Origin of the sequence: Methylocella sp., from assembly GCA_037200525.1 — a bacterium.
Taxonomy (GTDB): Bacteria; Pseudomonadota; Alphaproteobacteria; order Rhizobiales; family Beijerinckiaceae; genus Methylocapsa.
The window spans coordinates 2,713,387-2,737,923 of the sequence record JBBCGG010000001.1 but is presented as its reverse complement, the minus strand read 5'-3'; the positions used below and the strand labels follow the sequence as shown (position 1 = coordinate 2,737,923).

At 60.5% G+C, this 24,537-nt stretch carries 21 protein-coding genes; 11 read left to right on the top strand and 10 right to left on the bottom strand.

What is annotated here, in order from left to right; genetic code table 11:
- Window positions 1-11: 11 nt before the first annotated feature.
- The 9 genes from fabZ to pyrH form a co-directional block, all read right to left on the bottom strand.
- A complete protein-coding gene (gene fabZ / locus WDN46_13390; protein ID MEJ0094388.1) occupies window positions 12-491 on the bottom strand; it encodes a 3-hydroxyacyl-ACP dehydratase FabZ in 480 nt (159 codons plus the stop codon).
- An 86-nt stretch (window positions 492-577) separates the two neighbouring features.
- A complete protein-coding gene (lpxD, locus tag WDN46_13385) occupies window positions 578-1,654 on the bottom strand; it encodes a UDP-3-O-(3-hydroxymyristoyl)glucosamine N-acyltransferase (protein ID MEJ0094387.1) in 1,077 nt (358 codons plus the stop codon).
- Between the two features lie 213 nt (window positions 1,655-1,867).
- Window positions 1,868-4,315 carry an outer membrane protein assembly factor BamA gene (bamA, locus tag WDN46_13380; GenBank protein MEJ0094386.1) on the bottom strand — a complete coding sequence of 816 codons (2,448 nt, stop codon included), beginning with the start codon at window positions 4,313-4,315 and terminating at the stop codon, window positions 1,868-1,870.
- Between the two features lie 258 nt (window positions 4,316-4,573).
- Complete coding sequence (gene rseP / locus WDN46_13375) at window positions 4,574-5,719, bottom strand: RIP metalloprotease RseP (GenBank protein ID MEJ0094385.1); 1,146 nt, start codon at window positions 5,717-5,719, stop codon at window positions 4,574-4,576.
- 164 nt (window positions 5,720-5,883) lie between these two features.
- On the bottom strand, window positions 5,884-7,119 hold the full coding sequence (gene dxr / locus WDN46_13370; protein MEJ0094384.1) for a 1-deoxy-D-xylulose-5-phosphate reductoisomerase: 1,236 nt from the start codon (window positions 7,117-7,119) through the stop codon (window positions 5,884-5,886).
- A 167-nt stretch (window positions 7,120-7,286) separates the two neighbouring features.
- Window positions 7,287-8,225, bottom strand: coding sequence for a phosphatidate cytidylyltransferase (locus WDN46_13365; protein MEJ0094383.1), 939 nt, complete (start codon window positions 8,223-8,225; stop codon window positions 7,287-7,289).
- Window positions 8,222-9,004, bottom strand: a complete 783-nt coding sequence (locus WDN46_13360) for an isoprenyl transferase (protein ID MEJ0094382.1) — start codon at window positions 9,002-9,004, stop codon at window positions 8,222-8,224. The genes WDN46_13365 and WDN46_13360 overlap by 4 nt, the downstream gene beginning before the upstream one ends.
- 240 nt (window positions 9,005-9,244) lie before the next feature.
- A complete protein-coding gene (gene frr, locus WDN46_13355) occupies window positions 9,245-9,805 on the bottom strand; it encodes a ribosome recycling factor (protein MEJ0094381.1) in 561 nt (186 codons plus the stop codon).
- A 107-nt stretch (window positions 9,806-9,912) separates the two neighbouring features.
- Window positions 9,913-10,647, bottom strand: a complete 735-nt coding sequence (gene pyrH / locus WDN46_13350) for a UMP kinase (GenBank protein MEJ0094380.1) — start codon at window positions 10,645-10,647, stop codon at window positions 9,913-9,915.
- A gap of 233 nt (window positions 10,648-10,880) precedes the next feature.
- On the opposite strand from pyrH, the gene WDN46_13345 reads away from it, so the two are divergent.
- Together WDN46_13345 and WDN46_13340 are read left to right on the top strand one after the other, a co-directional pair.
- Window positions 10,881-12,335, top strand: coding sequence for an ATP-binding protein (locus WDN46_13345; GenBank protein ID MEJ0094379.1), 1,455 nt, complete (start codon window positions 10,881-10,883; stop codon window positions 12,333-12,335).
- A complete protein-coding gene (locus WDN46_13340; GenBank protein MEJ0094378.1) occupies window positions 12,332-12,967 on the top strand; it encodes a response regulator transcription factor in 636 nt (211 codons plus the stop codon). The genes WDN46_13345 and WDN46_13340 overlap by 4 nt, the downstream gene beginning before the upstream one ends.
- Before the next feature lie 154 nt (window positions 12,968-13,121).
- Here the strand turns inward: WDN46_13340 and WDN46_13335 are convergent, their stop codons facing one another.
- Complete coding sequence (locus WDN46_13335; GenBank protein ID MEJ0094377.1) at window positions 13,122-13,928, bottom strand: invasion associated locus B family protein; 807 nt, start codon at window positions 13,926-13,928, stop codon at window positions 13,122-13,124.
- Window positions 13,929-14,247: 319 nt separating this feature from the next.
- On the opposite strand from WDN46_13335, the gene WDN46_13330 reads away from it, so the two are divergent.
- The 9 genes from WDN46_13330 (at window position 14,248) to WDN46_13290 (ending at window position 24,436) form a co-directional block, all read left to right on the top strand.
- Complete coding sequence (locus WDN46_13330) at window positions 14,248-16,101, top strand: extracellular solute-binding protein (protein ID MEJ0094376.1); 1,854 nt, start codon at window positions 14,248-14,250, stop codon at window positions 16,099-16,101.
- Between the two features lie 31 nt (window positions 16,102-16,132).
- Window positions 16,133-16,897: an SPFH domain-containing protein gene (locus WDN46_13325; GenBank protein MEJ0094375.1), complete on the top strand. Its 765-nt coding sequence runs from the start codon at window positions 16,133-16,135 to the stop codon at window positions 16,895-16,897.
- A gap of 194 nt (window positions 16,898-17,091) precedes the next feature.
- Complete coding sequence (locus WDN46_13320) at window positions 17,092-17,742, top strand: DsbA family oxidoreductase (protein ID MEJ0094374.1); 651 nt, start codon at window positions 17,092-17,094, stop codon at window positions 17,740-17,742.
- 273 nt (window positions 17,743-18,015) lie between these two features.
- Window positions 18,016-21,468, top strand: a complete 3,453-nt coding sequence (gene smc / locus WDN46_13315) for a chromosome segregation protein SMC (protein MEJ0094373.1) — start codon at window positions 18,016-18,018, stop codon at window positions 21,466-21,468.
- A gap of 266 nt (window positions 21,469-21,734) precedes the next feature.
- A complete protein-coding gene (locus WDN46_13310) occupies window positions 21,735-22,130 on the top strand; it encodes an AtpZ/AtpI family protein (protein MEJ0094372.1) in 396 nt (131 codons plus the stop codon).
- A gap of 145 nt (window positions 22,131-22,275) precedes the next feature.
- Window positions 22,276-23,034 (top strand): F0F1 ATP synthase subunit A, encoded by a 759-nt coding sequence (locus WDN46_13305; protein MEJ0094371.1) that lies wholly within the window; start codon window positions 22,276-22,278, stop codon window positions 23,032-23,034.
- Window positions 23,035-23,089: 55 nt separating this feature from the next.
- The gene (locus WDN46_13300) at window positions 23,090-23,320 is read left to right on the top strand and encodes a F0F1 ATP synthase subunit C (protein ID MEJ0094370.1); all 231 of its coding nucleotides are present in this window, start codon (window positions 23,090-23,092) and stop codon (window positions 23,318-23,320) included.
- A 64-nt stretch (window positions 23,321-23,384) separates the two neighbouring features.
- The gene (locus tag WDN46_13295) at window positions 23,385-23,942 is read left to right on the top strand and encodes a F0F1 ATP synthase subunit B' (GenBank protein ID MEJ0094369.1); all 558 of its coding nucleotides are present in this window, start codon (window positions 23,385-23,387) and stop codon (window positions 23,940-23,942) included.
- Between the two features lie 14 nt (window positions 23,943-23,956).
- The gene (locus WDN46_13290) at window positions 23,957-24,436 is read left to right on the top strand and encodes an ATP F0F1 synthase subunit B (protein ID MEJ0094368.1); all 480 of its coding nucleotides are present in this window, start codon (window positions 23,957-23,959) and stop codon (window positions 24,434-24,436) included.
- Window positions 24,437-24,537: the final 101 nt, after the last annotated feature.

The window sequence follows — 24,537 nt, the reverse complement described above, 5'->3', positions numbered from 1 at the left end:
TTGCAAGCGCATCATGCCTTAGCGGCCTCTTCCTCGGCCACCATGGCGGCGATCTCCGCCTCGCAAACAAGCGCGCCATCGACGAGAGCCCGCCCCGAAAACCACCACATGTTGCGGCGGTTATTTGTTTTGGTCATATGGAATTCGACCCGATCGCCGGGCAGGACCGGTTTACGGAACTTCGCTTTATCGATGCTCATGAAGTAGACGAGCGGCGCTTTCGACCCGGTCGAATTGGCGCGGATGCACAGCACGCCGGCAGTCTGGGCCATCCCTTCAATCAAAAGCACGCCCGGCATGACGGGACGCCCTGGGAAATGGCCCTGAAACTGCGGCTCGTTTATGCTCACGTTTTTGATGCCTATCCCGAATGCATCGCCTCTCGCCTCGATGATCCGATCGACCATCAAAAACGGATAACGGTGCGGCAAGAATTTCAGGATCTCAAGAATATCGAAAGATTCGATGGTCGTCGGCGCCGCTTCGCTCATCTTGTCGCTTTCTGTCTCTTTCATCGTGGCGCCCAGGATCATATCCTCTCTTCTTGTCTCACATGTTTCTCTGAAAGCTAGAACCATTAATCGCCGCTGGCGTCCGTAGGCGCATTTCCTCGCGTCAATCGCTCAATCACGGCAAGCGAACGCAGCCACGCGCGCAGCGGACGCGCCGGGTAGCCGCCAAAACGCGCCCGCGCCGGAATGTCCTCGATGACCCCGGATTGAGCCGAGATTTTGGCGTGCGCGCCAATTCGCAAACGCGCGGCTAGGCCCGCCTGCCCTTCCACAAAGACAAAGTCCCCAAGTTCAGTCGAATCGCAGATGCATGATTGCGGAAGAATATGGCATTGCCGCCCGATCCTTACATCAGCGGCGATTTGCACGAGATTGCCGATTCTGGAGCCCTCGCCGATCACGGTGTCGCGGCAACCGCCGCGATCGACCGTCGAGTTTGCGCCGATTTCGACAGCGTCTTGGATGATGACCCGGCCGATCTGGGGCATCCGCGCGCTCAAAGCGCCGGCCCTATCGCCGAGGCGAGAGCTATCCCGCCGCAAACCAGCCTGGCCGATGCGGGCTCCGGAATGCACGACGACGCGGTTGCCGATCAGCGCATTGCCGAGCGTAACTTGTGCGCCGATCGAACAATCACGCCCGATCCGGACATCAGGTCCGATGACGCTATTGGCCCCAATTATCGAGCCTGAGCCGATTTCGGCGCGCGGGCCGATGACGACGCCCGGATCGATGGTCACTCCCGGTTCGAGCCGAGCCTCTGGATGGATCGAAGCGCCCGGATTAACGCCCGCCGTGGCGAAGGAGGAGCCAGGCCAGTCGGCGGTCGGAAACATCCGGGCGAGCGCTATCGCAAAGGCCTGCGCCGGTTCATCCGTCACGAGCGCCAAGACGCTTGAGGGGACGCGGGAAGCATGGCGCGGCTGCACGAAGCAGGCGGCGGCGCGCGACGACTCGAGAAGGTCAATTTTTTCTGAATTATCAAAAAAAGCGAAGTCGCCGCGCCCCGCTTCATCGAGCGGCGCGGCGCCGTCGAGGAGAAGCGAAAGATCAGTTCCCGCAGCTACGCTCGCGCCCGTGCACGCGACAATATCCGCGAGCGAGAGCCGCATGGCGCGCAAGAAGAAAATCGGATCGTTCATTCGGCGCCAGCGTATACTCTAGACATCGGGCGATCGAAAATAGAAAGCGCCAAGCTTAACCTACGCCACAGATAGGCTGGCCAAAGCGCTATCAGCGCCCTTCATGGGCGCTGATAGCATCAATCACAACTGCGCCGCCATTTCTCACCCGGACACGCCTCACACCGCTCCGCGGCATGCGTCACGCGCAGCCCGCGGTCAGACACGGGCCGATCAGAAAGTAGTGCCGCCCGAGAAGCGGAAGAACTGGGTCTGATCGAATTCGTTCTTTGTGACGGCCTTGGCAAAGTCGAAGCGGATCGGTCCGAGCGGCGACGTCCAAATGAGCGAGACGCCGACTGAAGAGCGGATCTGCGTCGAGTCGCCGCCCAATGCGATGCAATTACCCTGAGTAAACAACGGCGGTTGCAAGGTAGGAGTGCACTGCCCATTCGGACTGAAGTTCGTCTTGCCGGTGTAACCGAACAAAGTGCCGGCATCCGCGAACAGCGCTCCCTTCAGGCCAAGATCCCTCGGCAAGCCCCAGATGGGGAACTGCGTTTCGACGCTGGCGCCGAAATAAGTGGTTCCACCAAGCGGGTTGCCCTGAGAAATCTGCGTATCGGACACGTCACGAGGCCCGATGCCGCTAGGAGCAAATCCGCGAACCAAGCTCGGCCCCAAGTTGAAGTTGTCGACGATGCGAAGCTGATTTCCGCCGTAGCCGAAGATCTCGCCGCCCTGAAGGTGTATGACGCCGACGATTTGGTCATAGATTTCATGGTAGAAGCGCAAATCGGCTGTCGTGCGTATGAACTTCTCGCCACCCAAACCAGCGATGTCCTGACGCAGCTCTCCCAAGAAACCGCTGGTCGGGTTCTTGTTGTTGTCGATCGAATTATACGACAGCGTATAGCCGATCTCGGAGGTCAGCGTATTGCCCTGCGCTTCTTTCAGCGCCAAGGAGGCCTCGCCATTGGTTAGACAGTTAAAGAAGAAGTTTGGAGTAGTGAAACTCGCAGGTCCTGGCGTGATGCCGTTGATCGGGTTGTTACAGTCATTATACGGAAAGGTCGAGTTGTTCGGGATCGACAGATACGTATTGTAGATCGAATAGCGCGGCGAGAACGTAATCTGTTCCGTTACGGGCAGGCCGAGACGCAACGTGCCGCCGGTGACGAAGCTATTGTAAAATGAGAACTGGTTCACGCTGGACTGCTTGGCGTACAGATCGAAGCCCGCCGCCAAGCGGTTACCCAGAAAATAAGGTTCGGTGAAGTTGAACTCGACTCCGCGTGAGTATTGGCCTTCGGACACCGAGAGCCGCACATACTGACCGCGACCCATGAAGTTTGTCTCGGTGACGGCTACTTCGGCGATAAAACCCGCCGAGGTCGAATAACCGCCAGACAACGACAGCGAGCCGGTCGGCTGATCCTCGACTTCGACATTTATGATCACGCGATCGGGAGCGGACCCCTGCTCGTTGGTGATTTTCACCTTCTTGAAATAGCCAAGATTGTTGAGGCGCCGCTCGGCCCGATCGACGAGAGCCTTATTGTAGGCGTCGCCTTCCCCGAGTTCGAATTCGCGCCGAATCACGTAGTCGCGCGTCCTGGTGTTGCCGCGAATGACGATGCGTTCAACATAAGCGCGCGGACCTTCGTCGATGACGAAAACGATGGTGACGGTGCGGCTGACGGGATCGCGATCGCCGCGGGGACGCACCTGCGAGAAGGCGTAACCCTGCTTTGCGATTTCCTTGGTCAAAGCGTCCGTGGTCTTCTGAACCAAATCGCCGTCATAGATTTCCCCGGCGGAGAGACGCACAAACGAGCGCAGCGAGGCTGCGTCGAGCGTCGGCAAGTGCGATTCGACGTCAACCGCCGCCACTGTGTATTGGACGCCCTCTTCCACCGTGATGGTGATGATATAGCCGCCCTGCTCGGGGCTATACTGCGCATCCGAGCCGGTAACGCGGAAATCGGCATAACCATTTTTCAGATAGAAGCGGCGAATCAACTCGAGATCGGATGCGATCTTATCTGGATCATAGACGTCGGAAGTTTTGAAGAACGACAGAAAATTCATTTCCGTCGTTTGCATGAGATCGCGCAGCTTGCCCGATGAGAAAACCAGATTGCCTACGAAATTGATGGTTTTGATGCCGGTCTTATCGCCTTCGTCGACCGTAAAGATGACGTCGACTTTGCCATTGGGTAGGTCGACGGTGCGGGCCGTGACCTTGGCCGCAGCGCGGCCAGAGCGACGGTAGGCGTCCTTGATCCGCTCGATGTCCGCATCAACCGTAGCCTGACTAAAGGGACCGCGCGACTTCGACTGAATCTCCGTCGTCAGAACTTCCGTCTTGACCTTGGAATTGCCTTCAAAAGCGACGCGATTGATGAGGTTGTTTTCGGTCACCTTGATGACGACGCGACCGCCTTCGCGACTCACGCTGACGTTGGAGAACAATCCCGTCGCGTAAAGGTCTTTCACCCCTTTGTTGACCGCCTCCTGATCGGGGCCGCTGAAATAGCCTTGAATGGTCTCGGTATCGACCCGCTTGTTGCCTTCGACCGAGACGCCCGCCGCGGACGCTCCCGAGACAGCGCCAACAAGCCACGCAAGAGCCAGGATCGTTACTGCGAACCGGTTCAGATGACGACGCATGAACAGCATGTAAGACCGGTCTCCACGTACTTGCCGCCGGCCGCTTGTCCGGACGCCAGAGAATTGATTGAACTGGCTTTATGGCGCGCAAGCCCAACGCTCGCATACCCTCAGCTCTGCTTCTACAGGGTTTGGTCAGCCCTGCAAATCAAGTTTTACCCAAATGCAGTGTTTTGAATCCAGCGTGGCGATCAAGACACGCTTGGCGGTGAGTAGAATGTAAAGCATCAAAGTTAACAGTTTTGCGCCGAGGTAACGCAGTTCTCTTTATCCCCAATGCATCAATTGCCGCGTCAGGCGGATAATGTCGTTATATGTCGCAAAAATCATCAAACTCGCGACCAAAGTCAGACCGATCTTAAAGCCGAATTGCTGCAGTTTTTCGTTCATGGCCCTGCCCCGCGCCGCCTCCACCGCATAATAAAAAAGATGTCCGCCATCGAGGAGCGGTATCGGCAAAAGATTGAGAAGACCGACCGAAATCGACAAGACCGCGACGAGATTGAGGAGAGCCGCAAAGCCGATTTTGGCCATCTCGCCTGAAACCTCGGCGATGCGAATCGGTCCGGAGAGCTGATCTGTCGATTCTCTCCCCATCACTAATCCGCCGAGGTAAGAGCCGGTTCGCGCGACAATGAACCAAGTTTCGGAGGTCGCCCGCCCAACCGATTCGATAAGGCCGTAATGCTGGATATGAAAATTCTCCGGCTTGCCATGCGTCTCAACGCCAAGGACGCCGACGCGGGTGGTTCCAAACGGAGTTACGACATCGCGCCGGCGCGGCGTCGCGACGAGTTCGACCGTCTGGCCCTGGCGATCGACGTCGAAAGTCAAGGCCGTGTCGCCGGCGGTCTGCACCACGCGCTGCATGTCTTCGAAACTGTCGATTTTCTTGTTGTCGATGGAGAGGATCAGGTCGCCCGGCTGAAAACCGGCGGCCTCCGCAGCGCTTCCAGCCGTCACATTGTCCACCAGCGGCAGAAGAATTCCGCGCCCGTTGACAAAAAAAATGCCTGTAAAAATGACGATCGCCAGAATGAAATTGGCGATCGGCCCCGCGGCGACGATTGCGGCGCGTTTCCCGACGTTCTGACCGAAGAAAGTGACTGATCGCTCCTCCGGCGACATCACAGCCGAAGCATTTTCATCGGTCATCGAGGCGCCGTTGGCGTCGCCGTGGAATTTGACATAGCCGCCAAGCGGCAAGGCCGCGAGGCGCCACCGCGTGCCATGACGATCGACGAAACCGAAAATCTCGGGACCAAAGCCGAGCGAAAAAACATCGACCCTGACGCCGCACCAGCGTCCGACAAGAAAATGCCCCAGCTCATGGAAGAAAACCACGAGGCTCAGCACAAAAACGAAAGGCGCGATGTAAGCGACCGCGGACCAGACATGCGTGAAGATCGTCATTGCAACTCCTGCGGCCGGGGCCGCTCCTGGCGCATATCCCAAGCAAACCAATCCGGTTCGCCGCGGCAGATGCATCAGAGCATGATCGCTTCAGCAATAGCAATCACGCTCCTTTCTGTTCGTTTCAAGGCGCGTCGGGCGGACTTGCAACGCCACAGCTCAAGTCAATGCGCTGACGCCCCCGCAGCGCTTTGCCGCCGCAGGGCGAACCGGGCTTTTTCGCGCACGTTCTGATCTATGGCGAGTGCGTCCGCGACGGACAAAGGCTCACGCGCGACGCCGTCGGCCAACGCCGAATTGCAAGCCTCTTCAACCAGCTTGGCGATCTCGTGAAACGAAACGCGCCTCGCCAAAAATGCCTGGACGGCGATTTCATTCGCCGCATTCAAGACAGTGGGAAGGCCGCAGCCGGTTCGCAAGGCGTCCAAGGCGACCCGCAGAGCGGGGAATCTGTTAAAATCCGGCCGCTCGAAAGTCAGTTGGCCAACCGCAGCTAGATTCAGGCGGCGAGCCTTGGTGGCGATCCGGTTCGGATAAGACAGGCAATGGGCGATCGGCACCCTCATGTCCGGCGCGGCGAGGCCCGCCGTCACGGAGCCATCGGTGAAGGCGACGAGGCCATGCACCACCGATTGGGCGTGGACGACAACATCGAGCCGCGCGGCTTCGATGCCGAATAAATAATGCGCTTCAATGACTTCGAGGCCTTTGTTCATGAGGCCGGCGGAGTCCACCGTGATTTTGGGTCCCATCGACCAATTTGGATGATTCAACGCTTGTTCCGGCGTGGCGTCGGCGATCGCCTCCGCGCTCCAGGTCCGGAACGGGCCGCCCGAAGCGGTCAAGGTGATCATCTCGATGGTTTCGGCTTCGGCCTCGCCCATCGCCTGAAAAATAGCATTGTGCTCGCTGTCGACGGGCAGCAAGCGAGTTCCCGAAGCCGCGGCCTGCCGCATAAAGGCGGCGCCGGCGCAGACGAGACATTCCTTGTTGGCGAGCGCCACGATCCGGCCGGCCGAAAGCGCGGCGAAGGTGGGCGCAACGCCGGCCGTTCCGGCGATCGCTCCCATGACGATATCCGCCGGACGCAAAGCCGCCTCGATAACGGCTTCAGCGCCCGCCGCCGCCTTGATTGAGGTTCCGGCCAGGGCTTCTTTCAGCGCCGCGTAACCATCCGGATCGGCGAGCGCGGCGAATTTCGCGCCGAGTTCGCGCGCAACGCGAGCTAGCGCCTGAGGATCGCGGCCGCCGGCGACGGCCTCAACTGTGAAAGCCCCATCGGACCCGGCGATGATGTCCGCCGTCGATTTGCCGATCGAGCCGGTTGCGCCCAGAATCACAACGCTGCGGGGTTGGCGTTCAGACGCCGGCGCTGGCCGCAATTGAATGACTTTCTCCATGCCGCCTCATTCGCCTTTGTGCTGGAATAGGATCAAAATGCAAATTCGTTAAGAAGAAGTCTCGCGTCGAAGCAAATGGAGACTCCCAATTTAGGAAGGCGCTTCCCTTCTTGCTGAGACAGCGGTTGAACCGACGCCCTGAAGCCGCCCATCATTTCATGGAACGTCTAAAGCCAATCGAATAGACCGGCGGCCAGCGATGAAAGACCGTGGCCCGCGCCCACCAAAGCGGCGAAGGCGGCGGCTGCAATAAAGCCATCCATTCGATCCATGAACCCGCCGTGACCCGGAATCAATTCGCTTGAATCCTTAACGCCGAAGCGCCGCTTGACGATCGATTCAAAAATATCGCCGGCCTGGGAGACCAGCGCGGTGACGAGGCCAAGGGCAAAAATCGGCAAGCCAAGCCTTGCCTCGCCGAGCCCAAAACTGCCGATCGCCACCCCAATCAGCGCTCCCGCGCATATGCCGCAGAACGCGCCGGACCAGGTTTTCGAGGGAGAAATTTTTGGCCAGAGCTTTGGCCCGCCAAGGAGGCGCCCCCCGAAATAGGCGAAAACGTCAGTGCCCCAAACCGTTGCGAAGAGCCAGAAAATCGCTCTCTGGCCGTATGTCGGGGAGGCATATAACGCGCTGACTGAAACGATGAGGCTGCCCGCATAGATGATCCCGGCGGCGGCCCAGATTCGCCGCGCCGGACCGGCAGCCCACGCTAGCGCGGCTCCGGCGGCGGCCAAGACGGCGCAGGCCAAGCCGAACTGACTGATGTGCAGGAAAAACGTAGCCAGCGCCAAGGCCAGCGCGACGATCGCGAAGCGCGCGCGAAGGCGTCGGGCCCCGATCAGATTTTGCCATTCCAACCCCACCGGCAAGGCGCCGATGAACCAGATCACGGAGAAAACGGTTCCGCCTCGCCAGACGGCGATGAGCGCCGCCGCCGCCAAGATGAAGCTAGAAACGACGCGCGGAGCGAGATCAGTTAACCGCTTCTCACGCAAGCGGCGTCTTTCTCGCGCAGCCGGGGGCGGCATGGCGTCATCCGGCGCTTTGTCGGCGCTTTCATTGGGCATAGGAACCAGGACCGGCGCATCAAGAAAACGATTCATTTCCTCGCTTTACCAGTCTCTACCTGCGCGGTCACGCCGCCAAAGCGCCGCTCCCGCGCGCCGAATTCGGCCAAAGCGGCTGCGAAGGCCTGCCGGTCGAAGTCAGGCCAATGCTGCGGCAAGAATACAAATTCGGAATAAGCCGCCTGCCACATGAGGAAATTGGACAGGCGCTTTTCGCCGGAGGTGCGGATGATGAGATCGGGATCGGGTATCCCCGCGGTGTCGAGATGGCGGGCGAATAAGGCATCGTCGATCTCGGAGGGCTTGAGGCGCCCGGCGGCCACCTCTTCCGCCAGCGCTCGCGCCGCCGCGGCGATCTCCTGGCGCGCGCCATAGTTGAAGGCCACCACCAAAGTGAGCCCGGTATTGCGCTCCGTCAGCTTTTCGGCCTCGCTAAGCAGGTCGCGAATATCGGATTTCAGATTGTCGCGCCGCCCGATCACTTTGACCTTGACGCCAGCTTCGTGCAAATCGGCGAGATCGGTTCGGACAAAGCGCTTGAGCAGCCCCATGAGGTCCCTGACCTCCTCGACCGGGCGGCTCCAGTTCTCCATCGAAAAGCTGTAGACGGTCAGATAGTCGAGACGAAAGTCGATCGCCGCGCGAACCGCACCGCGCAAAGCTTCCAATCCCCGCCTGTGCCCTTCGATCCGCGGCAGACCGCGGCTGGCGGCCCAGCGGCCATTGCCATCCATGATGACGCCGACATGCGCCGGTACGCCGTACGGGCGCTCGCGCGCCACGAGCGCGGCCTTCTCCGCGATCACGCTCGGCATTATGGTATCCTGGTCGCCAACCGCATACGGCATCCTTTTCGGCGCCCCCATCTCTTTAAGCAGGATTTCAGGGAAAGTTCCAACCCCGATGGCGTCTGGCCGGATAAAGCGAAACGTATGCGGCGATGACAGTCAATCGCAGAGCCCGACCTTCCCGGACGATCGCCGGCTCGCCGGCCTGGCGTTGCGACCTAGCCTGCCCGTCCGAAAAAATTAATCGACCCGCCACAATCCGCCCGCTCAAACCTGCATGATCTCTTTTTCTTTCGTCGCAAGCGCAAGATCGACCTCGCCGACGAATTGATCAGTGAGTTTTTGCACTTCGCTCTCGTGTCTTTTCTCGTCGTCCTCGCTGATGACCTTGTCTTTCAGCAGTTTTTTTAATGTATCCAGCCCGTCGCGACGCACATGCCTGACGGATACTCGCGCATCCTCGGCATATTTATGCGCCACTTTCACCATTTCCCTGCGCCGCTGCTCGTTCAGCTCCGGGATGCGGATCCGTAAAACCTGGCCTTCGACCGTCGGCGAGAGGCCGAGATTGGAGCTGCGGATCGCTTTGTCCACCGCGCCGACCATGCCTTTGTCCCAAACCTGAACCGATATCATGCGCGGCTCGGGCACGCTGATCGTCGCGACTTGGTTGAGCGGCATCGACTGCCCATAAGCCTCAACCTGAACAGGTTCGATAAGGCTCGAGGAGGCGCGTCCAGTCCGCAGGCCCCCCAACTCGTGCTTCATCGTCGCGATCGTCGCTTGCATGCGCCGCTTGAGGTCCGAAATGTCGAATTCTGCGCTCATTACACAACCCTGATGTCGTGGCCCTAAATGATGGCCCTAGCGAACCGCCGCACTCCCAGCGACGGCCATCATCATGCCCCTACCTTAGAATATCGCCTAAACTCTCCTCAGGGCGAAACAAAAGTGTATTTGCCTTCGCCCCGGAGCGCGCTGCAAATCGCGCCCTCTTCGCGGATCGAAAAGACGATTATTGGAATGCGATTCTCAAGCGCAAGCGCGAACGCAGCGGTATCCATCACGGCGAGATTTTTCGCAATGGCTTCGTCATGCGTCAGCCGCTCATAGCGCGTCGCCGTTCGATCGCGCTTGGGGTCGGCGGAATAGACGCCATCGACCTGCGTCGCCTTCATGATGAGATCGCAAGACAGCTCCGCCCCGCGCAGCGCCGCCCCGGTGTCGGTAGTGAAAAACGGGTTGCCCGTGCCGCCGGCGAGAACCACGACGCGGCCTTTGCCGAGATGATGCAGGGCCGCCTGGCGCGAGAACGGCTCGCACAGAGAAGGCATCGGCACGGCGGAGAGCGCGCGCGCGCTCTTGCCTTGTTTTTCAATGGCATATTCGAGGGCAAGCGCATTCATGACCGTGGCGAGCATCCCGATCGAATCCGCGCGCGCCCGTTCGATGCCCTTGTCGGCGCCAGCGATGCCGCGAAAGAAATTGCCGCCGCCGACGACAACGGCCACCTCAACTCCGAGCGCGGCGGCGCCGGTGAGATCGGCGGCGATCCGCGTTAAGGTCGGCATGTCAAGGCCGTGGCTTTGCTGGCCCATTAGCGCCTCGCCGGAGAGTTTGACGACGATGCGCCGCCATGGCGAAGGCTTGGTTTGGCCGAGTTCGGTCATTGGCGCCCTGCAGTCCTTGTCCTATGAAATGAAATGGTCCGCTGAAACGACGGGCGACGCCGCGCCAGAATGCAAAAGCGGCGGCACCATCTCGCCCGCTACATGGGCCATGCCAGTTTGAGCCGTCAAGTCCTGCGCGCCTTATTGCGACGAGAGCATGAAGCGGGTACGGGCAGGGAGAATAGAGCGGGACGAAGCCTATTCGCTTGGATCTCGCGTCAGAAAGCGCCTTGATGTCGCACCAGACTGCAAAGAACTCGATGCGGATGCGGCTGGTCCTCATTCCGTCGATCATTCTCGCTTTGGGGATCATCGCAGCAATCGGGGTGACGCTTTATGGCGCGAAAAGCCGAATCGTCTCCGAAATCGACTCGGGCCTCACTCTCGGCGACCATCTGATCGGCTACGCGCTCGACGACCTCGCCTCCCGGCCCGATCAGGACGCCTCGGCCCAGAGCGCGGCCTTGCAGCGCCTGCGCCAAAGCCTCAAACATGTCCGCCACATCAAGGTATCCTATCTGCCAGACGCCGCGCCCGAAAGCCCCGATCCTTCAAAGAGGGATGCCTCGCACAAAGCCCGAGGCGCGGCACCAGGGTGGTTTCTCAATTTGCTCAAGCCGCCGAAAATCGAAAAGAGTTACCCCGTTGTGATCGGCGGCGCCCAGCGGGGCAAAATCATCATGACCAGCGAGGCCTCCGACGAGATCGCGGAAATCTGGGCCGGTCTGGTTTTCCTGACTGCGCTTCTTGGCGTGATTTCGGCAGCCATCGTCACGCTCATTCTTGTCACCGCTCGCCATACGCTCGCGCCGATCCATCAATTGGTCGAGGGGCTCGATCGGCTTGGACGCGGCCAGTTCGAGGCTGTCGGCGAGATCCGCATCGCGGAATTGCGCCGCGTTGGCGAGCATTTCAACAAGCTTGCGCTGACTCTCGCGCGCTCCGAGGCGAATAATCATCTGCTGATCGACCGCCTGCTATCAGTTCAGGATGCCGAACGAAAAGAACTCGCGCGCGAGCTGCATGATGAATTCGGAGCCTCCCTGTTCGGCATCAGGGCCGCGGCCTCCTGCATCATCGAGGCGGCGGCGACGAACTTGCCGGATGCCGAACTAAGACGCGAGATCGTGGACCGCGCGGAAAATGCTTCAGCGCTTGCCGATGCGATCCAGAAGCAGAACTACCGCATTCTGGACCGGATCCGGCCGGTTATTCTGCATCAGATGGGCCTGCCCGACGCGCTCAAAACTCTTGTCGACGCCTGGTGCGCCCAGCATCGCGATTTCGTTTGCGCGATTAAAATTCCCGCCAAAACTCCCGCTTTCAGCGAAGAGATCAGCCTGACCAGCTATCGCGTCGTCCAGGAATGCCTCACCAATGCGGCTCGTCACTCGAAAGCAAGAAGCGTCCGCATTACCATGGATATCTGTCCCTCCGCCTCACCGGAGGGACGCGCTATTCGTCTGGCGATCGAGGACGACGGCGTCGGTCTGCCGGATGATTTCAGATATGGATTTGGATTTCTGGGCATGAGCGAAAGAGTGCGTAAACTCGGCGGACATCTCAATATCGGCAGGGCGGCGACCGGAACCTTGATCGAGGCATTGATTCCTATCGGCGAAGCGGCATGCTCCGAGTCAAAGTTGTTTGACCCGGCGGACAAGGTCGAAGGGATACGCAAGGCATGAGCGAGCGCGTCAAAATATTGCTGATCGAGGATCATCCGATCGTTCGCGACGGATGCCTGCGGATTCTCGCGCGGCGGCCTGATTTCGAGCCGATGGAGGCAAGCTCGGCGCAGGGCGGCCTCGCCGCGAACCGGAGTTTCTTGCCCGCTGTCATCATCCTGGATGTGGAATTGCCCGATATGGGCGGTCTCGACATCATCCCGGAGCTCATGCGCGATAACGCCGCCGCGCGCATCGTCATCTTCAGCATGTATGAAGCGGCGACATTCGTATCTCGCGCGCTCGATGAAGGCGCGCGCGGTTATGTGACCAAGAACGACGATCCGAACGCCATTCTCCACGCAATCGACAAGGTTTTGTCGGGCTCCGTCTACCTTGGCCAATCCGTCGCGCAGAATCTTGCTTTGGCTAATTTTGAGCCCGCAGAGAAGCCTCTGCGCGCTCTGACCGATCGCGAGCGGCAAGTCGTCACTTTGCTTGGCGAGGGCAAAAGCCTTTCTGAAATTTCTGCAAGCCTGGACATAGGTTACAAAACGGCGGCCAATGTCGTGTCGGCCGTTAAGCAGAAGCTACGCATATCGACCAGTCCGGCCCTGATCAAATTCGCGGTGGAATTAAGGGCCAAGGTCTAAAGAACAATCAGCGCCAGAATTCAAAAACAAAAAGCATGGCGGCTTTAATTGAAGCCGTCATGCTCATGTAATTTTCTCGCCGCTCGTTGATCGCCTCCGGCGAGGCGTTTGTAATCGCTCGCCGGAAGAATTTTCGTTTGTGACTCGGCCTTTATTACTTGGCCGGGGCCGCTGGCGCCGCCGGAGCGGGGGCGGCCGCAGCGGGGGCCATCGCCGCGCCGCCTGTCGCGTCGGGCTTGGCGGCCTCAAGGCGCTTGCGCTCGTCATCAGCGCGTTTTTGCAGTTCTTCCTGCAATTTCTTCTGCTGTTCCTCGAGAACCTTCGGATCCACCGCAGGCCCGTCAAAGGCTTTGCCGAATCCAGCTAGCGGGACCCCGAACGTAACGAGATTGTTGACCTGATTCTTGACGTCGACCAGCATCAACGTGCCTTTTTTCAGCTCGTCGACCGACGAGCCTTTGACCCTGGCTTCAGCGAAACAGCCGTTCGGGAAGCAGATCTCGAAAGTGCCGTCCGTCGTTGCGCCTTTATCCACAGCAAAGCGGAAGCCTGGCCGCAGCATCAGGCCAACGGGCATCAGCAGGCGGACAATGCGGACGTCTTCGCCTTTGACGTCATAAACGGCCACCGCCAAAACGGGGGGCTGGTCCTTTTGGGCGCTGAAATCGCGGGTCGTATAACAAATTTCCTTGCCGGCGGCCTGATCCTTGCCGCAGACCTTGGTCCAGTCGTTTTGGGTCGGCAAAAGGTCGACTCTGACCGGGCCCTGCGGCTGCTGCGGCTGCTGCGGAGCCGGCGATCCAGGAGCAGGTTGCTGGGCCGGCGCGTCCTGCGCAGGCGCCGGTTGGGCGCGAGTCGCGGGAGCTGCGGGCTTCTTCGACTGCGCAAAAGCATCAGCCCCGGCAAATAGAAAAAAGCCAGCCAACCCGGCCGCGCCGAAGCGTCTCAACGAGAACGGCATTAGATTTCCTTTCAAATGATCGGTCTTTGGAGACGGACGACAGACCAAAAAATTAACCAGCGGCAGACAAAGCCGACATTGGGGGACGCCGTCAAGGATCGGAGCCCAATCGACTTTGCCGCTTCGGTTACGCATTATGAGGCCGGCTTGCAAGCCCAGTTCGAACCTCGGCTCCAGATTCGCAGGCAAGTTTAATCTGGAAATCGCATTTAGGCGCCTGAATCACCCTTCGTTCGCCGCCTCAGCGCCAGCAAGCGCGCGAGCGCATGCCTTGACGCCGGAACTGCAGTAAATGCAAAAATGCTCTAAAATGATGGCAATGACGCAGCAGTTGACCCGGATCATCGCCGCCGCCCGCGCTTTCTCTCTCGCGCTTTGCGTGGTTGGCGCGCTTGGCGCGCTTGGCGGAAGCTCGTCCGGCGCCAGGGCGGAGGCCCCGCCAAAGGCCGCCATCGCCATGCATGGCGACCCGGCCCTGCCGGATGCCTTCGACCACCTGCCCTACGCCAACCCTAAAGCCGCCAAAGGCGGCCGCATCGCCATCGGATTTTTGGGAGCGTTCGACAGCCTCAACCCATTCAACCTGAAGGCCGGTTCGACGGCGCAGGGTCTCAACGGCAATGTTTTCGAAACGCTGATGACGCGCTCGCTTGACGAGCCTTTCACGCTTTACGGCCTAATCGCGCAGTCGATCGAGACGGATGCCGCCCGCACTTATGTGGTTTTTAGGCTTGATCCGCGGGCGCATTTTGCCGATGGCGCGCCGATCACCTCGGATGACGTCCGCTTCACCTTCGATCTGCTGAGGACAAGAGGGCGGCCACAGCACCGCGCGGCCTATTCCCTCGTCAAATCCATCGAGACGCCGGACCCGTTGACGGTCCGCTATGAACTCGGGAGCGGCGTCGATCGGGAAATGCCCCTCACCTTGGCGCTGATGCCGGTGCTGTCGCGACACAAGATCGACATAGCCAAATTCGACGACGCCACCCTTGAAATCCCGACTGGCTCTGGACCCTATAAGATCACCGAGGTCAAACCGGGCCAGCGTCTGATTTTGACGCGTGATCCCAATTATTGGGGCAAGGATTTGCCGGTCCGCCGCGGCCTCTATAATTTCAACGAAATCGACATCGAGTATTTTCGCGACTCCAACAGCTTGTTCGAGGCCTTCGCCGCGGGCCTCCTCGACTTTCGCGAAGAGACGAGCCCGGTGCGCTGGACAAGCGGCTATGATTTCTCCGCCATGCGAGATCATCGCGACGTTCGGGAGGCGCTTCCAATCGGCGGCCCCAAAGGCATGGAAGGCTTCGTCTTCAATATGCGCCGGCCGCTGTTCGACGACAGAAGGGTGCGCGAAGCGCTAGGACTGATGTTCGATTTCGAATGGATCAACGCCAATCTCTATGATGGCCTTTATAAGCGAACGAAGAGTTTTTTCGACGAATCGGAACTGGCTTCGACGGGACGCCCCGCTAGCTCCGCCGAGCGCGTTTTGCTCGAGCCGTTTCCGGGGGCCGTTCGCGAAGACATTCTCGAAGGGCGCTGGCAGCCGGCGACAACCGATGGCTCCGGTCACGACAGGACGGCGCCAAAGCGCGCCCTCGAACTGCTGCGCGAGGCCGGATATGCATTGCAGGATGGTCGCCTGACCAAAGATGGCGAGGCTTTATCCTTCGAGATCATGGTGAAGGATCGCAACCAGGAGCGCCTCGCCCTCAATTACTCCGATTCGCTCGCCCGCATTGGCGTCGGCGCGAAAGTCAGGCTCGTCGATGAGGTGCAATATCAGCGGCGGCGGCAGAAATTCGATTTCGACATGATGATCGGAACCTGGGTCTCCTCGGCATCGCCGGGCAATGAGCAGCGCTCGCGATGGGGCTCAAAGAGCGCCGATCAGGAAGCCTCGTTCAATCTTGCGGGCGTCAAATCGCCTGCGGTCGACGCTCTCATCGACGCGCTTCTCGCCGCCAAAACGCGCGAAGAGTTCGTCACGGCCGTCCGCGCCTATGACCGCGTGTTGCTCTCTGGCTTCTATATCGTGCCGCTCTTCCACGCATCAGATCAATGGATCGCGGCGGCGGCGCCGTTGGCGAGGCCGAAGGATTTGCCCCATTACGGCTCTCCAATCGGCAGCTCGACGCTGGATACGTGGTGGCGCGACAGCCCGTGACGCGCTTGCTCCAAAAAGGCCGAGAACGAGCATGAGCGATACATTCATTGGCGTTTTGGGATTCCTCGGCCTGATTCTGCTTTCGGGATTTCGGATCGCCAATCAATATCAGCGCGCGGTGGTTTTCCAGCTCGGCAAATATGTCCGCACCGCGGGGCCGGGGCTTTATTATCTGATCCCGTTCATCGAATGGCGATCGACCATCGACATGCGCACGATGACGACAGAGGTCGCGCAGCAGGAGGCGATCACCAAGGATAACGTGCCGGTCAAGATCAACGCCGTGATCTGGCGCCGCATCTTCGATCCCGGCCGAGCCGTCATCGAGGTCGTGAATGTCGGCGATTCGGTCGTCCAGGTCGCCGTGACGGCTTTGCGCAATGTCATCGGCCAGCACACGCTCGATGATGTTTTGAAAGAGCAGGAAACGCTGTCCGCGGCGCTGCAGGCCTCGATCGATCAGGTCACCGAACCCTGGGGCGTCAAGGTCGAGCGGGTGCAGATGAGGAATGTGGAGATTCCCGAATCGATGCAGCGCGCGATGGCGCAGGAAGCCGAGGCCCTGCGCGAAAAACGCGCCCGGAAAATCAAGGCGGAAGCCGAAGTCGAAGCAGCCGCCCTGCTCCAGCAAGCGGCGCAGATCATCATGCATAGCCCCGCTGGTCTGGAGCTGCGCCGGATGCAGATGATCACAGAGGTCGGCGCCGAGCAAAACACCATGACGATCATCATGATGCCAAGCGAATTCGTCGAAATGGCGCGGACGTTTTCGCAAGGGAAAAAGGAGGGCGCGTAGCAGACTATGCAAGCAGCGAAGCCATCGCGCTAGGCTCCTCGCTGAAAGAGAACAGCCGGTCATGCGAGCTGCAAAGACCATGCGTCGTCGCGTCTCAATTGACCTTTCTAAAGCTGACGTCTCAACCTGACGGCTCTTTTTCGCCATTGGAGGAATCATCCTTCAATGGCCCGCCAACGCGGAAAGAGCCTCGCATGACTGAAGGCGCCCCTCTGCCGATCCCCGTCGATTTTGCCGGCGACGTCGTCTGCCTCGACTGCTTTATGATGTTGCGGCGGGTCAAGGCCGTCGTCGCCACAGTACCGGGACTTGCCGTCGACATTCGCTGGCGCCCCTTCCAGATCGACCCCGACATGCCGCCGGAAGGACAGGACCGCGCCGCCTATGTGGAGGCTGCGCATGGCTCAGAGGAGATCGCCGCGACGCTTGCGGGTCTGGCCGAGATCAAGCGCCAATTTGGGATTGAACTCACTTTCGATAACATCAAGCGCCAGCCTAATACGTTCGCGGCGCATCGGCTGATTCGATTTGCGTCTCCGTTCGGGCGCGAGATCGAGATGGCCGAGAGTTTGTTCCAGGCGTTTTTCCTCAAAGGCCTGGACATTGGCGATCAAGAGGTCCTCGCCGCGCTGGCGGAGCAGTCGGGCGTCGATGCGGTTCTCGCCGCGTCATTCCTGAAAGGAGACGACGGCGTCGCAGCCCTCAAGCAGGAGCTTGCCGACGTCCGCGCCGCCGGGGTGCTGCACCCGCCGCGTTTCACCTTCGCAGGCAAGCAGACTCTCGTCGGCGTCAAGCCCGTCGAGGATATCGCGGACGCGCTGTTCGGCTCAATCGAGGACGAGTGAGCGCGGAAGCCGCTCTATTGGCTATGAAGCGCGCCGCTATGCGCTTCGCGCTCGGGTCATTGCGCCGCTACGAATGCCGTCTCCGCAGTCTATTGTGCACAGATAAATGCCGCCGCCGCCTTGCGCTCGCCACATGGCTCGCCCCGTAATGGCCTACAGCGAGTCGCGTTGATCGCCATTTTCGGTTAACCAGAAGTTAACGTCTTCAATAAACATTGAAAATATTGCAGAATTCTTTCTCGGGCGTAAAGGCCGCGCCATGATGTCCGGCATATGAAATTCACGAAACTGCGCATCGCGGGCTTCAAGACCTTCGTTGAGCCAACGGAGTTCCTGATCGAGCCAGGGCTGACCGGCATTGTCGGGCCAAACGGCTGCGGCAAGTCCAATCTCGTCGAGGCGATGCGCTGGGTGATGGGCGAAAGCTCATTCAAGAACATGCGCGCCTCGGGCATGGACGACGTGATTTTCTCCGGCGGCGGCAACCGTCCGGCGCGCAATATGGCCGAAGTCGGCCTTGTGCTCGACAATGCCGCCCGCACGGCCCCGGCCGCCTTTAACGATCACGAAATCATAGAAGTCTCGCGCCGCATCGAGCGCGAATCGGGCTCGACTTATCGCGTCAATGGACGCGAGGTGCGGGCCCGCGACGTGCAATTGCTGTTCGCCGACGCCTCCTCCGGCGCGCGCTCGCCAGCGATGGTGCGCCAAGGCCAGATTGGCGAGATGATCTCCGCCAAACCGCAGGAGCGCCGCCGCATCCTTGAGGAAGCCGCCGGCGTCGCCGGGCTGCACTCCCGCCGGCGCGAGGCGGAGCTGCGGCTGAAGGCCGCCGAAGATAATCTCACGCGTCTCGACGACATACTTTCGCAGATCGAGACCCAGACCAAAGGCCTCGAGCGGCAGGCAAAGCAAGCGGCGCGCTACCGCGATCTGGCCGCAAGCATTCGCAGTTCCGAGGCCTTGCTCGCCCTGATCAATCATAAAGAGGCGACGGAGACGCTGGCGCAAGCCGAGCGAAAGCTCGCATACGACGCCGCCGAAGTGATCGAGCGGACAAAGCAACAAGCCGAGACGGCGCGGGAGCAGGCCATCGCCGCGCATAGCCTGCCGGCGCTGCGCGACGCCGAGGTTTCGAGCGGCGGCGAATTGCAAAGGCTCATTCTCGCCCGCGAAGCTCTCGATGGCGAGGAAAAGCGCGCCAAAACGCGAAGCGCCGAACTGGCGCAGCGAATCGCTCAGATGACGAGCGATCTCTCTCGCGAGACCGCGCTGATCGCCGACGCCGCCGGCGTGCTGGAGCGTCTGGACAAGGAAGCCGGCGAACTTGCCGAGGCGGAAAGTCTGGAAAGCGGTCTTGAGACGGCCGCCCGAACTCGGCTGGCCGAGGCGGAAGCCGCCCTCGCAATCGCCGAGAAGGCGCTTACCGAGGCGCAGGATGTCCGCGCGGCCGTGGAGGCTCGGCGCGCCGCAGCCGAGGCTACGCTGCGTGAGGAGCGTTCGCGACTGGCCCGGCTAGAAGCGGAGCTAGGCAAAGTCGCCGAGGATCGCGGCGCGCTAATTGAGCTAGGCGGGGCCGAGGACCGCGCCGTCCTGCGGGCGGCGCTGGAGCAGGCGGTGGAGACCGCCGAGGCGCTGGAGGACGAGATCGCCGGCGCCGAACAGCGCTGCGCGGAGGCGCGCGGGGTCGAGGCCGGCGCCCGCTCTCTGCTGACTGAGGCCGAGCGCAAGGCGCAAAAGCTCGACACGGAAGTTCAGACGCTGTCAAAGCTGCTGACCGCAGAGACCGGCGGCTCTTGGGTCGCCGTCACCGAAGAGATCGAAGTCGCCAAAGGCTTTGAGGCGGCTCTCGGCGCCGCTCTCGGCGATGATCTCGATGCGTCGACCAATCCAGCGGCCCCCGCGCATTGGGCTCAAAGCGACGGGCATGGCGATCCGGAGCTGCCGCCCGGCGCGCAGCCTCTCTCCGATCTCGTCACCGCCCCTCCCCCTCTCGGCCGCCGCCTGAAACAGATCGGCATAGCACCGCGCAGCGAAGGGCCGGCCTTGCGAGCTTTGCTGAAGCCCGGCCAGAGACTTGTCTCGACGGAAGGCGATTTGTGGCGTTGGGACGGCTTCACCCAGGCTGCCGAGGCGCCAACGCCCGCCGCGCGCCGCCTCGTCGAAAAGAACCGCCTCGGCGATCTGACTTTGGCGGCTGAGGCCGCGCGCGAAATCGCTGATGCATTGAAGGCCAAAGCCGAAGCGGCCGAGGCCGATCTGGCGGCGGCGGCGACCGCCGAGAGCGAAGCGCGGCGCAATCACAAGAACGCCCTTCGCGAGGTGGAGGCCGCGCGCGCTAGGGACGCCAGCGCCGAGCGTGCGCAGTCGGCGGCGGCGGCGCGTCTTTCGGCGCTCGAAGATGCTGCGGAGCGGCTCACCCGCGACCGTGACGAAACCCGGGAGAAATTCGCCGCAGCGCAGGACGCACTCGACGGAATGGACGCGGCGATTGATTTGGCCGAGCGGCTGGAATTGGCCCGCGCCGCCGCCGCGCAACAACGCGCCATGGTCGGCGAGGCTCGCACTGAATTGCAAGCCCATTCGCGCGAGGCGCAGACCCGGACAAAGCGGCTGCAGGCGATCACCGAGGAGCGCAAATCCTGGCAGGTCCGCAGCGAAGGCTCCGGCGGCCAAATCAGCGCGTTCGAAGCGCGGATCGAGGAAGCAACCGCAGAATACGAAAAGCTCGCGGAGGCGCCGGATGCTTTCCTGGCTACCCGGCGCGTTCTGATGAATCAGATCGAAGCTGCGGAAGCTGCGCGCAGGGAAGCCGCCGACAAGCGCGCGGCAGCCGAAACCGCCCTCACTGAGGCGGATCGCAAAGCCCGCGCGGCGCTGGAGGCGATGAGCGCCGCGCGCGAGGAAAAAGCCCGCAGCGAAGCTCGAATCGAATCGGCGCGGCTGCGTTGCGACGAGGTTTTGCGCCTCATCGCGACGGAACTTGATTGCGCGCCGGCCGCTCTCGCCACGCTCGCCGGCGTCTCCGCCAGCGATGCGCTCCCGTCGGCGGAGGACGTGGAAAGGCGGCTCGAGGGGCTGAAACAAGACCGCGAACGGCTGGGGGCCGTCAATCTTCGCGCCGAGGCCGAGCTCGACGAGGCTCTGGCCGCCAAGGGAAATCTTGCGACTGAACATGCCGATTTGACGGAAGCCATCCGGCGCTTGCGCCAAGCAATCCAAAGTTTGAACAAAGAAGGCCGCGAGCGCCTGCTCGCGGCGTTTGAGGTCGTCAACGGCCACTTCCAGGGGCTATTCACAAGTCTCTTCGGCGGCGGCTCCGCTGAACTTCAACTCGTCGAGTCGGATGACCCTCTGGAAGCCGGCCTCGAAATTCTCGCCCGGCCGCCCGGCAAAAGACCGCAGGTTATGACGCTGCTCTCCGGCGGCGAACAAGCGCTCACCGCCATGTCGCTGATTTTTGCGATCTTTCTCACCAATCCCGCGCCGATCTGCGTGCTCGATGAGGTTGACGCGCCGCTCGACGACGCCAATGTGGAGCGTTTCTGCGATCTGCTTGAGCAGATGCGGCAAAAAACCGAGACCCGCTTCATCACGATTACGCATAATCCGATCACGATGGCGCGGATGAACCGGCTGTTCGGCGTAACCATGGCCGAACGCGGCATCAGCCAGCTCGTGAGCGTCGATCTCGAGGATGCCGAACGCCTCCTCGACGCCGGGTGAACGCGGGGCCGCGACACTCCGCGCGGATTGTCGCGGCCGTAATTTAAGTCGGCAGTTCATATACTTAGGCGTTCTAGTCTAAGTCTTGACAGGCCCCTTGCGCGCCCATATGTTGCGCCCGGCTTACAAAGCTCGCCACGCTACGACCTTATTTCTTGTCGCCGCTCGCCCAAAATTGGCCGCCATTCCTCGCTTTCCGCGACCGGGCGACCTATAAATTGCCTTCACGCACTTGTGCGAGGCAAGTCGGACGAGGGAGCGATCAAGTGACGGAGCGCGACGAGCCGCGGAGCGAAGATCAGAAACGCCAGGATGCCCGGATTGAGGCTGATCGGCGTGAAGATGCGGGCTTGAGGGCCCGGCTCGAGAAGCTTTCGACTGCGCTCGACGCCCGCAAGGACGAGAGCGCCGGAAGCGGCGAGCAGGCCTCAAATCTTTCGCCCAACTCCCTTGGGAGCGCTATGAGCCTTGGCTTCCGCGTGCTCAGCGAGTTCGTGGCGGCGGTTGTTGTCGGCGCCCTCATCGGATGGCAGTTCGACAAGTGGATGGGGACGACGCCGCTGTTTCTTCTCGTGTTCCTCATGATGGGGACGGCGGCGGGATTTTGGAATGTTTATCGCATCGCCGTCAAAACCCCGGGTTCGAAAGGCGGCCTCAGCTAAAGCATGGTCTTTCCCGAAGAGTTGCGGACTTTTTGGAAAAGACCACGCAGTCAATTAAGGAAGGCTGATCGCTTCATCTTGAGGCGGTCACGCCCCAAGGCGCTGATCGCGGATTGGGGCCTAAGGTTCAGGTCAGTCGAGGGGTTTGCGCGTGGAAAAAGCATTGGATCCGATCCATCAGTTCCAAGTCGAGCGGATCGTGCCCCTGCATTTGTTTGGGATCGATTTCTCATTCACCAATGCAGCGCTTTTCATGGTGATCGTCATTCTCGCTGTTTCGGCGCTGATGATTCTTGGCACCTCATCGCGCTCCATCGTTCCCGGCAGGCTCCAATCGGCCGCCGAAATGTCTTATGAGTTCGTGGCCAACACGGTTCGCATGTCGGCCGGATCAGAAGGGATGCGTTTCTTTCCCTTCGTCTTCACGCTTTTCATGTTCGTCCTGTTTTCGAACGTCATTGGACTCATTCCCTACACCTTCTCGGTGACAAGCCAGATCATCGTGACCTTCGCGCTCGCCGCGTTCATCATCGGTTTGGTCATCGTCTATGGCGTCATTCGGCACGGACCGCGTTTCCTTGGGCTGTTCGTTCCATCAGGCGTTTCGATGGCCCTGCTACCCTTCCTGGTGGTGATCGAAGTCATTTCCTTTCTGTCGCGGCCGATCAGCCTTTCAGTTCGTTTGTTCGCGAACATACTCGCCGGTCACATCACCTTAAAGGTGATGGCTGGTTTCGTCGTCTCTCTGCTTGGCGCGGGAGCCTATGCCTTGATCGCGCCGGTGCCTCTCGCGGCGACTGTCCTGCTGACCGGCTTTGAGTTGTTTGTGGCCGTGCTTCAGGCCTACGTCTTCGCCATTCTCACTTGCGTCTATCTCAACGACGCAATTCATCCGGGCCACTGAATAAATATTGAACAACAGATCGGTGCCCACTTTCGCAAGCTCAGGAGTTTAAAAAATGGATCCCGCTGCAGCTAGATTTATTGGCGCAGGTCTCGCCGCCATCGGAATGGGAGCCGCCGCTATCGGCGTCGGTTTGATTTTCGGCAACTTCCTCTCCGGCGCCCTGCGCAATCCAACGGCGTCCGACGCACAATTCGGACGCGCCTTCATCGGCGCGGCGCTTGCGGAAGGCTTGGGCATCTTCGCGTTTCTCGTAGCGATTCTTCTGCTCTTCGTTATCAAGTAAAGTAGATGCGCCCGGTGCGATATCCGGGCGCATTTTTCAGTTCATAAACGCCCGGGAATTGACGATGGCCACCAGTAAGTCGGAAATATACGTCGATGGCGCCTTGGCGCCCCCCGACATCGACCACGGGCCGAGCGCGTTTCCGCCCTTCGAAGCCGCAAATTTCGCACCGCTGCTCATCTGGCTCGCCCTGAGCTTCGGACTGCTTTATCTCCTGATGTCCAAGGTCGCGTTGCCGCGCGTTGAGAATATCCTCAAGGCCCGCGCGGAAAAGATCAGCAAGGACCTCGACGAGGCGCACGCCTTTCGCGAACAATCGGAAAAGACCGCCGCCGCTCATGAGAAGACAATCGCCGACGCCAGGGCCAAGGCGCAAGCTCTAGCTCAGGACAAGCAGGCAAAGATCAATGCCGACACTGACGCGAAGCGCCGCGCGCTTGAGAGCGAGCTTAACGCGAAGCTGATGGCGTCCGAGGCGCAGATCGCAGACACGAAGGCCAAAGCCATGACGAATGTCGCGGGGATCGCCAGCGACGCGGCTGCGGCAATCGTCGAGCGCATCACCGGCCAACCCGCCAATCCAAAAGCCATTGCCGCGGCGGCAGCCGAAGTTAAAGCCTGAGCCGGAGACGTTCGATGAATGAAGAATTTTTCGTCTCCTTTGCATTCGTGATCTTTATCGGCCTGCTCGCCTATCTTGGCGTGGACGGCAAGATCAATGCGGCGCTCGACAAGCGCGGTGAGAGAATCAAAGAGGAACTCGCCGAGGCCTCGAAGCTTCGCGCCGAAGCCGAAGCGGTCCTCGCCTCTTTTGAGCGGCGCCGCGCCGAGGCGGAAGCCGAAGCCGCCGCCGTCGTCGCGCAGGCCCACGCTGAAGCCGAACGTCTCGCCAAGGAAGCCAGCGAGCGCATAGCCGAGTTCGTCACGCGCCGGACCAAACAAGCCGAAGAAAAAATTGCTTCGGCCGAAGCTCAGGCGGCCGCCGACGTGCGCGCAGCCGCGGCGGACCTCGCAACCAAAGTCGCTGCAACGGTATTAAAAGCCGAGGCGAAAGGCTCCTTTGGGGACCAGCTCATCACCAAGGGAATCAGCGAACTGAATTCGCTGCTTCATTAGGCCTTCATCCCGAGAATCAGTCATTTCGGAGAGATACGAAGCATGACCGTTTGATCTTGGACGGTCATGCTTTTTTGCGCCCTTGCTCGTCTTCGAGACGA

Bases quoted from the DNA above. Each gene is read 5' to 3' on its own strand.
- fabZ (MEJ0094388.1), bottom strand. From the start codon at position 491: ATGAGCGAAGCGGCGCCGACGACCATCGAATCTTTCGATATTCTTGAG.
- lpxD (MEJ0094387.1), bottom strand. From the start codon at position 1,654: ATGAACGATCCGATTTTCTTCTTGCGCGCCATGCGGCTCTCGCTCGCG.
- bamA (MEJ0094386.1), bottom strand. From the start codon at position 4,315: ATGCTGTTCATGCGTCGTCATCTGAACCGGTTCGCAGTAACGATCCTG.
- rseP (MEJ0094385.1), bottom strand. From the start codon at position 5,719: ATGACGATCTTCACGCATGTCTGGTCCGCGGTCGCTTACATCGCGCCT.
- dxr (MEJ0094384.1), bottom strand. From the start codon at position 7,119: ATGGAGAAAGTCATTCAATTGCGGCCAGCGCCGGCGTCTGAACGCCAA.
- WDN46_13365 (MEJ0094383.1), bottom strand. From the start codon at position 8,225: ATGAATCGTTTTCTTGATGCGCCGGTCCTGGTTCCTATGCCCAATGAA.
- WDN46_13360 (MEJ0094382.1), bottom strand. From the start codon at position 9,004: ATGCCGAGCGTGATCGCGGAGAAGGCCGCGCTCGTGGCGCGCGAGCGC.
- frr (MEJ0094381.1), bottom strand. From the start codon at position 9,805: ATGAGCGCAGAATTCGACATTTCGGACCTCAAGCGGCGCATGCAAGCG.
- pyrH (MEJ0094380.1), bottom strand. From the start codon at position 10,647: ATGACCGAACTCGGCCAAACCAAGCCTTCGCCATGGCGGCGCATCGTC.
- WDN46_13345 (MEJ0094379.1), top strand. From the start codon at position 10,881: ATGTCGCACCAGACTGCAAAGAACTCGATGCGGATGCGGCTGGTCCTC.
- WDN46_13340 (MEJ0094378.1), top strand. From the start codon at position 12,332: ATGAGCGAGCGCGTCAAAATATTGCTGATCGAGGATCATCCGATCGTT.
- WDN46_13335 (MEJ0094377.1), bottom strand. From the start codon at position 13,928: ATGCCGTTCTCGTTGAGACGCTTCGGCGCGGCCGGGTTGGCTGGCTTT.
- WDN46_13330 (MEJ0094376.1), top strand. From the start codon at position 14,248: ATGACGCAGCAGTTGACCCGGATCATCGCCGCCGCCCGCGCTTTCTCT.
- WDN46_13325 (MEJ0094375.1), top strand. From the start codon at position 16,133: ATGAGCGATACATTCATTGGCGTTTTGGGATTCCTCGGCCTGATTCTG.
- WDN46_13320 (MEJ0094374.1), top strand. From the start codon at position 17,092: ATGACTGAAGGCGCCCCTCTGCCGATCCCCGTCGATTTTGCCGGCGAC.
- smc (MEJ0094373.1), top strand. From the start codon at position 18,016: ATGAAATTCACGAAACTGCGCATCGCGGGCTTCAAGACCTTCGTTGAG.
- WDN46_13300 (MEJ0094370.1), top strand. From the start codon at position 23,090: ATGGATCCCGCTGCAGCTAGATTTATTGGCGCAGGTCTCGCCGCCATC.
- WDN46_13295 (MEJ0094369.1), top strand. From the start codon at position 23,385: ATGGCCACCAGTAAGTCGGAAATATACGTCGATGGCGCCTTGGCGCCC.
- WDN46_13290 (MEJ0094368.1), top strand. From the start codon at position 23,957: ATGAATGAAGAATTTTTCGTCTCCTTTGCATTCGTGATCTTTATCGGC.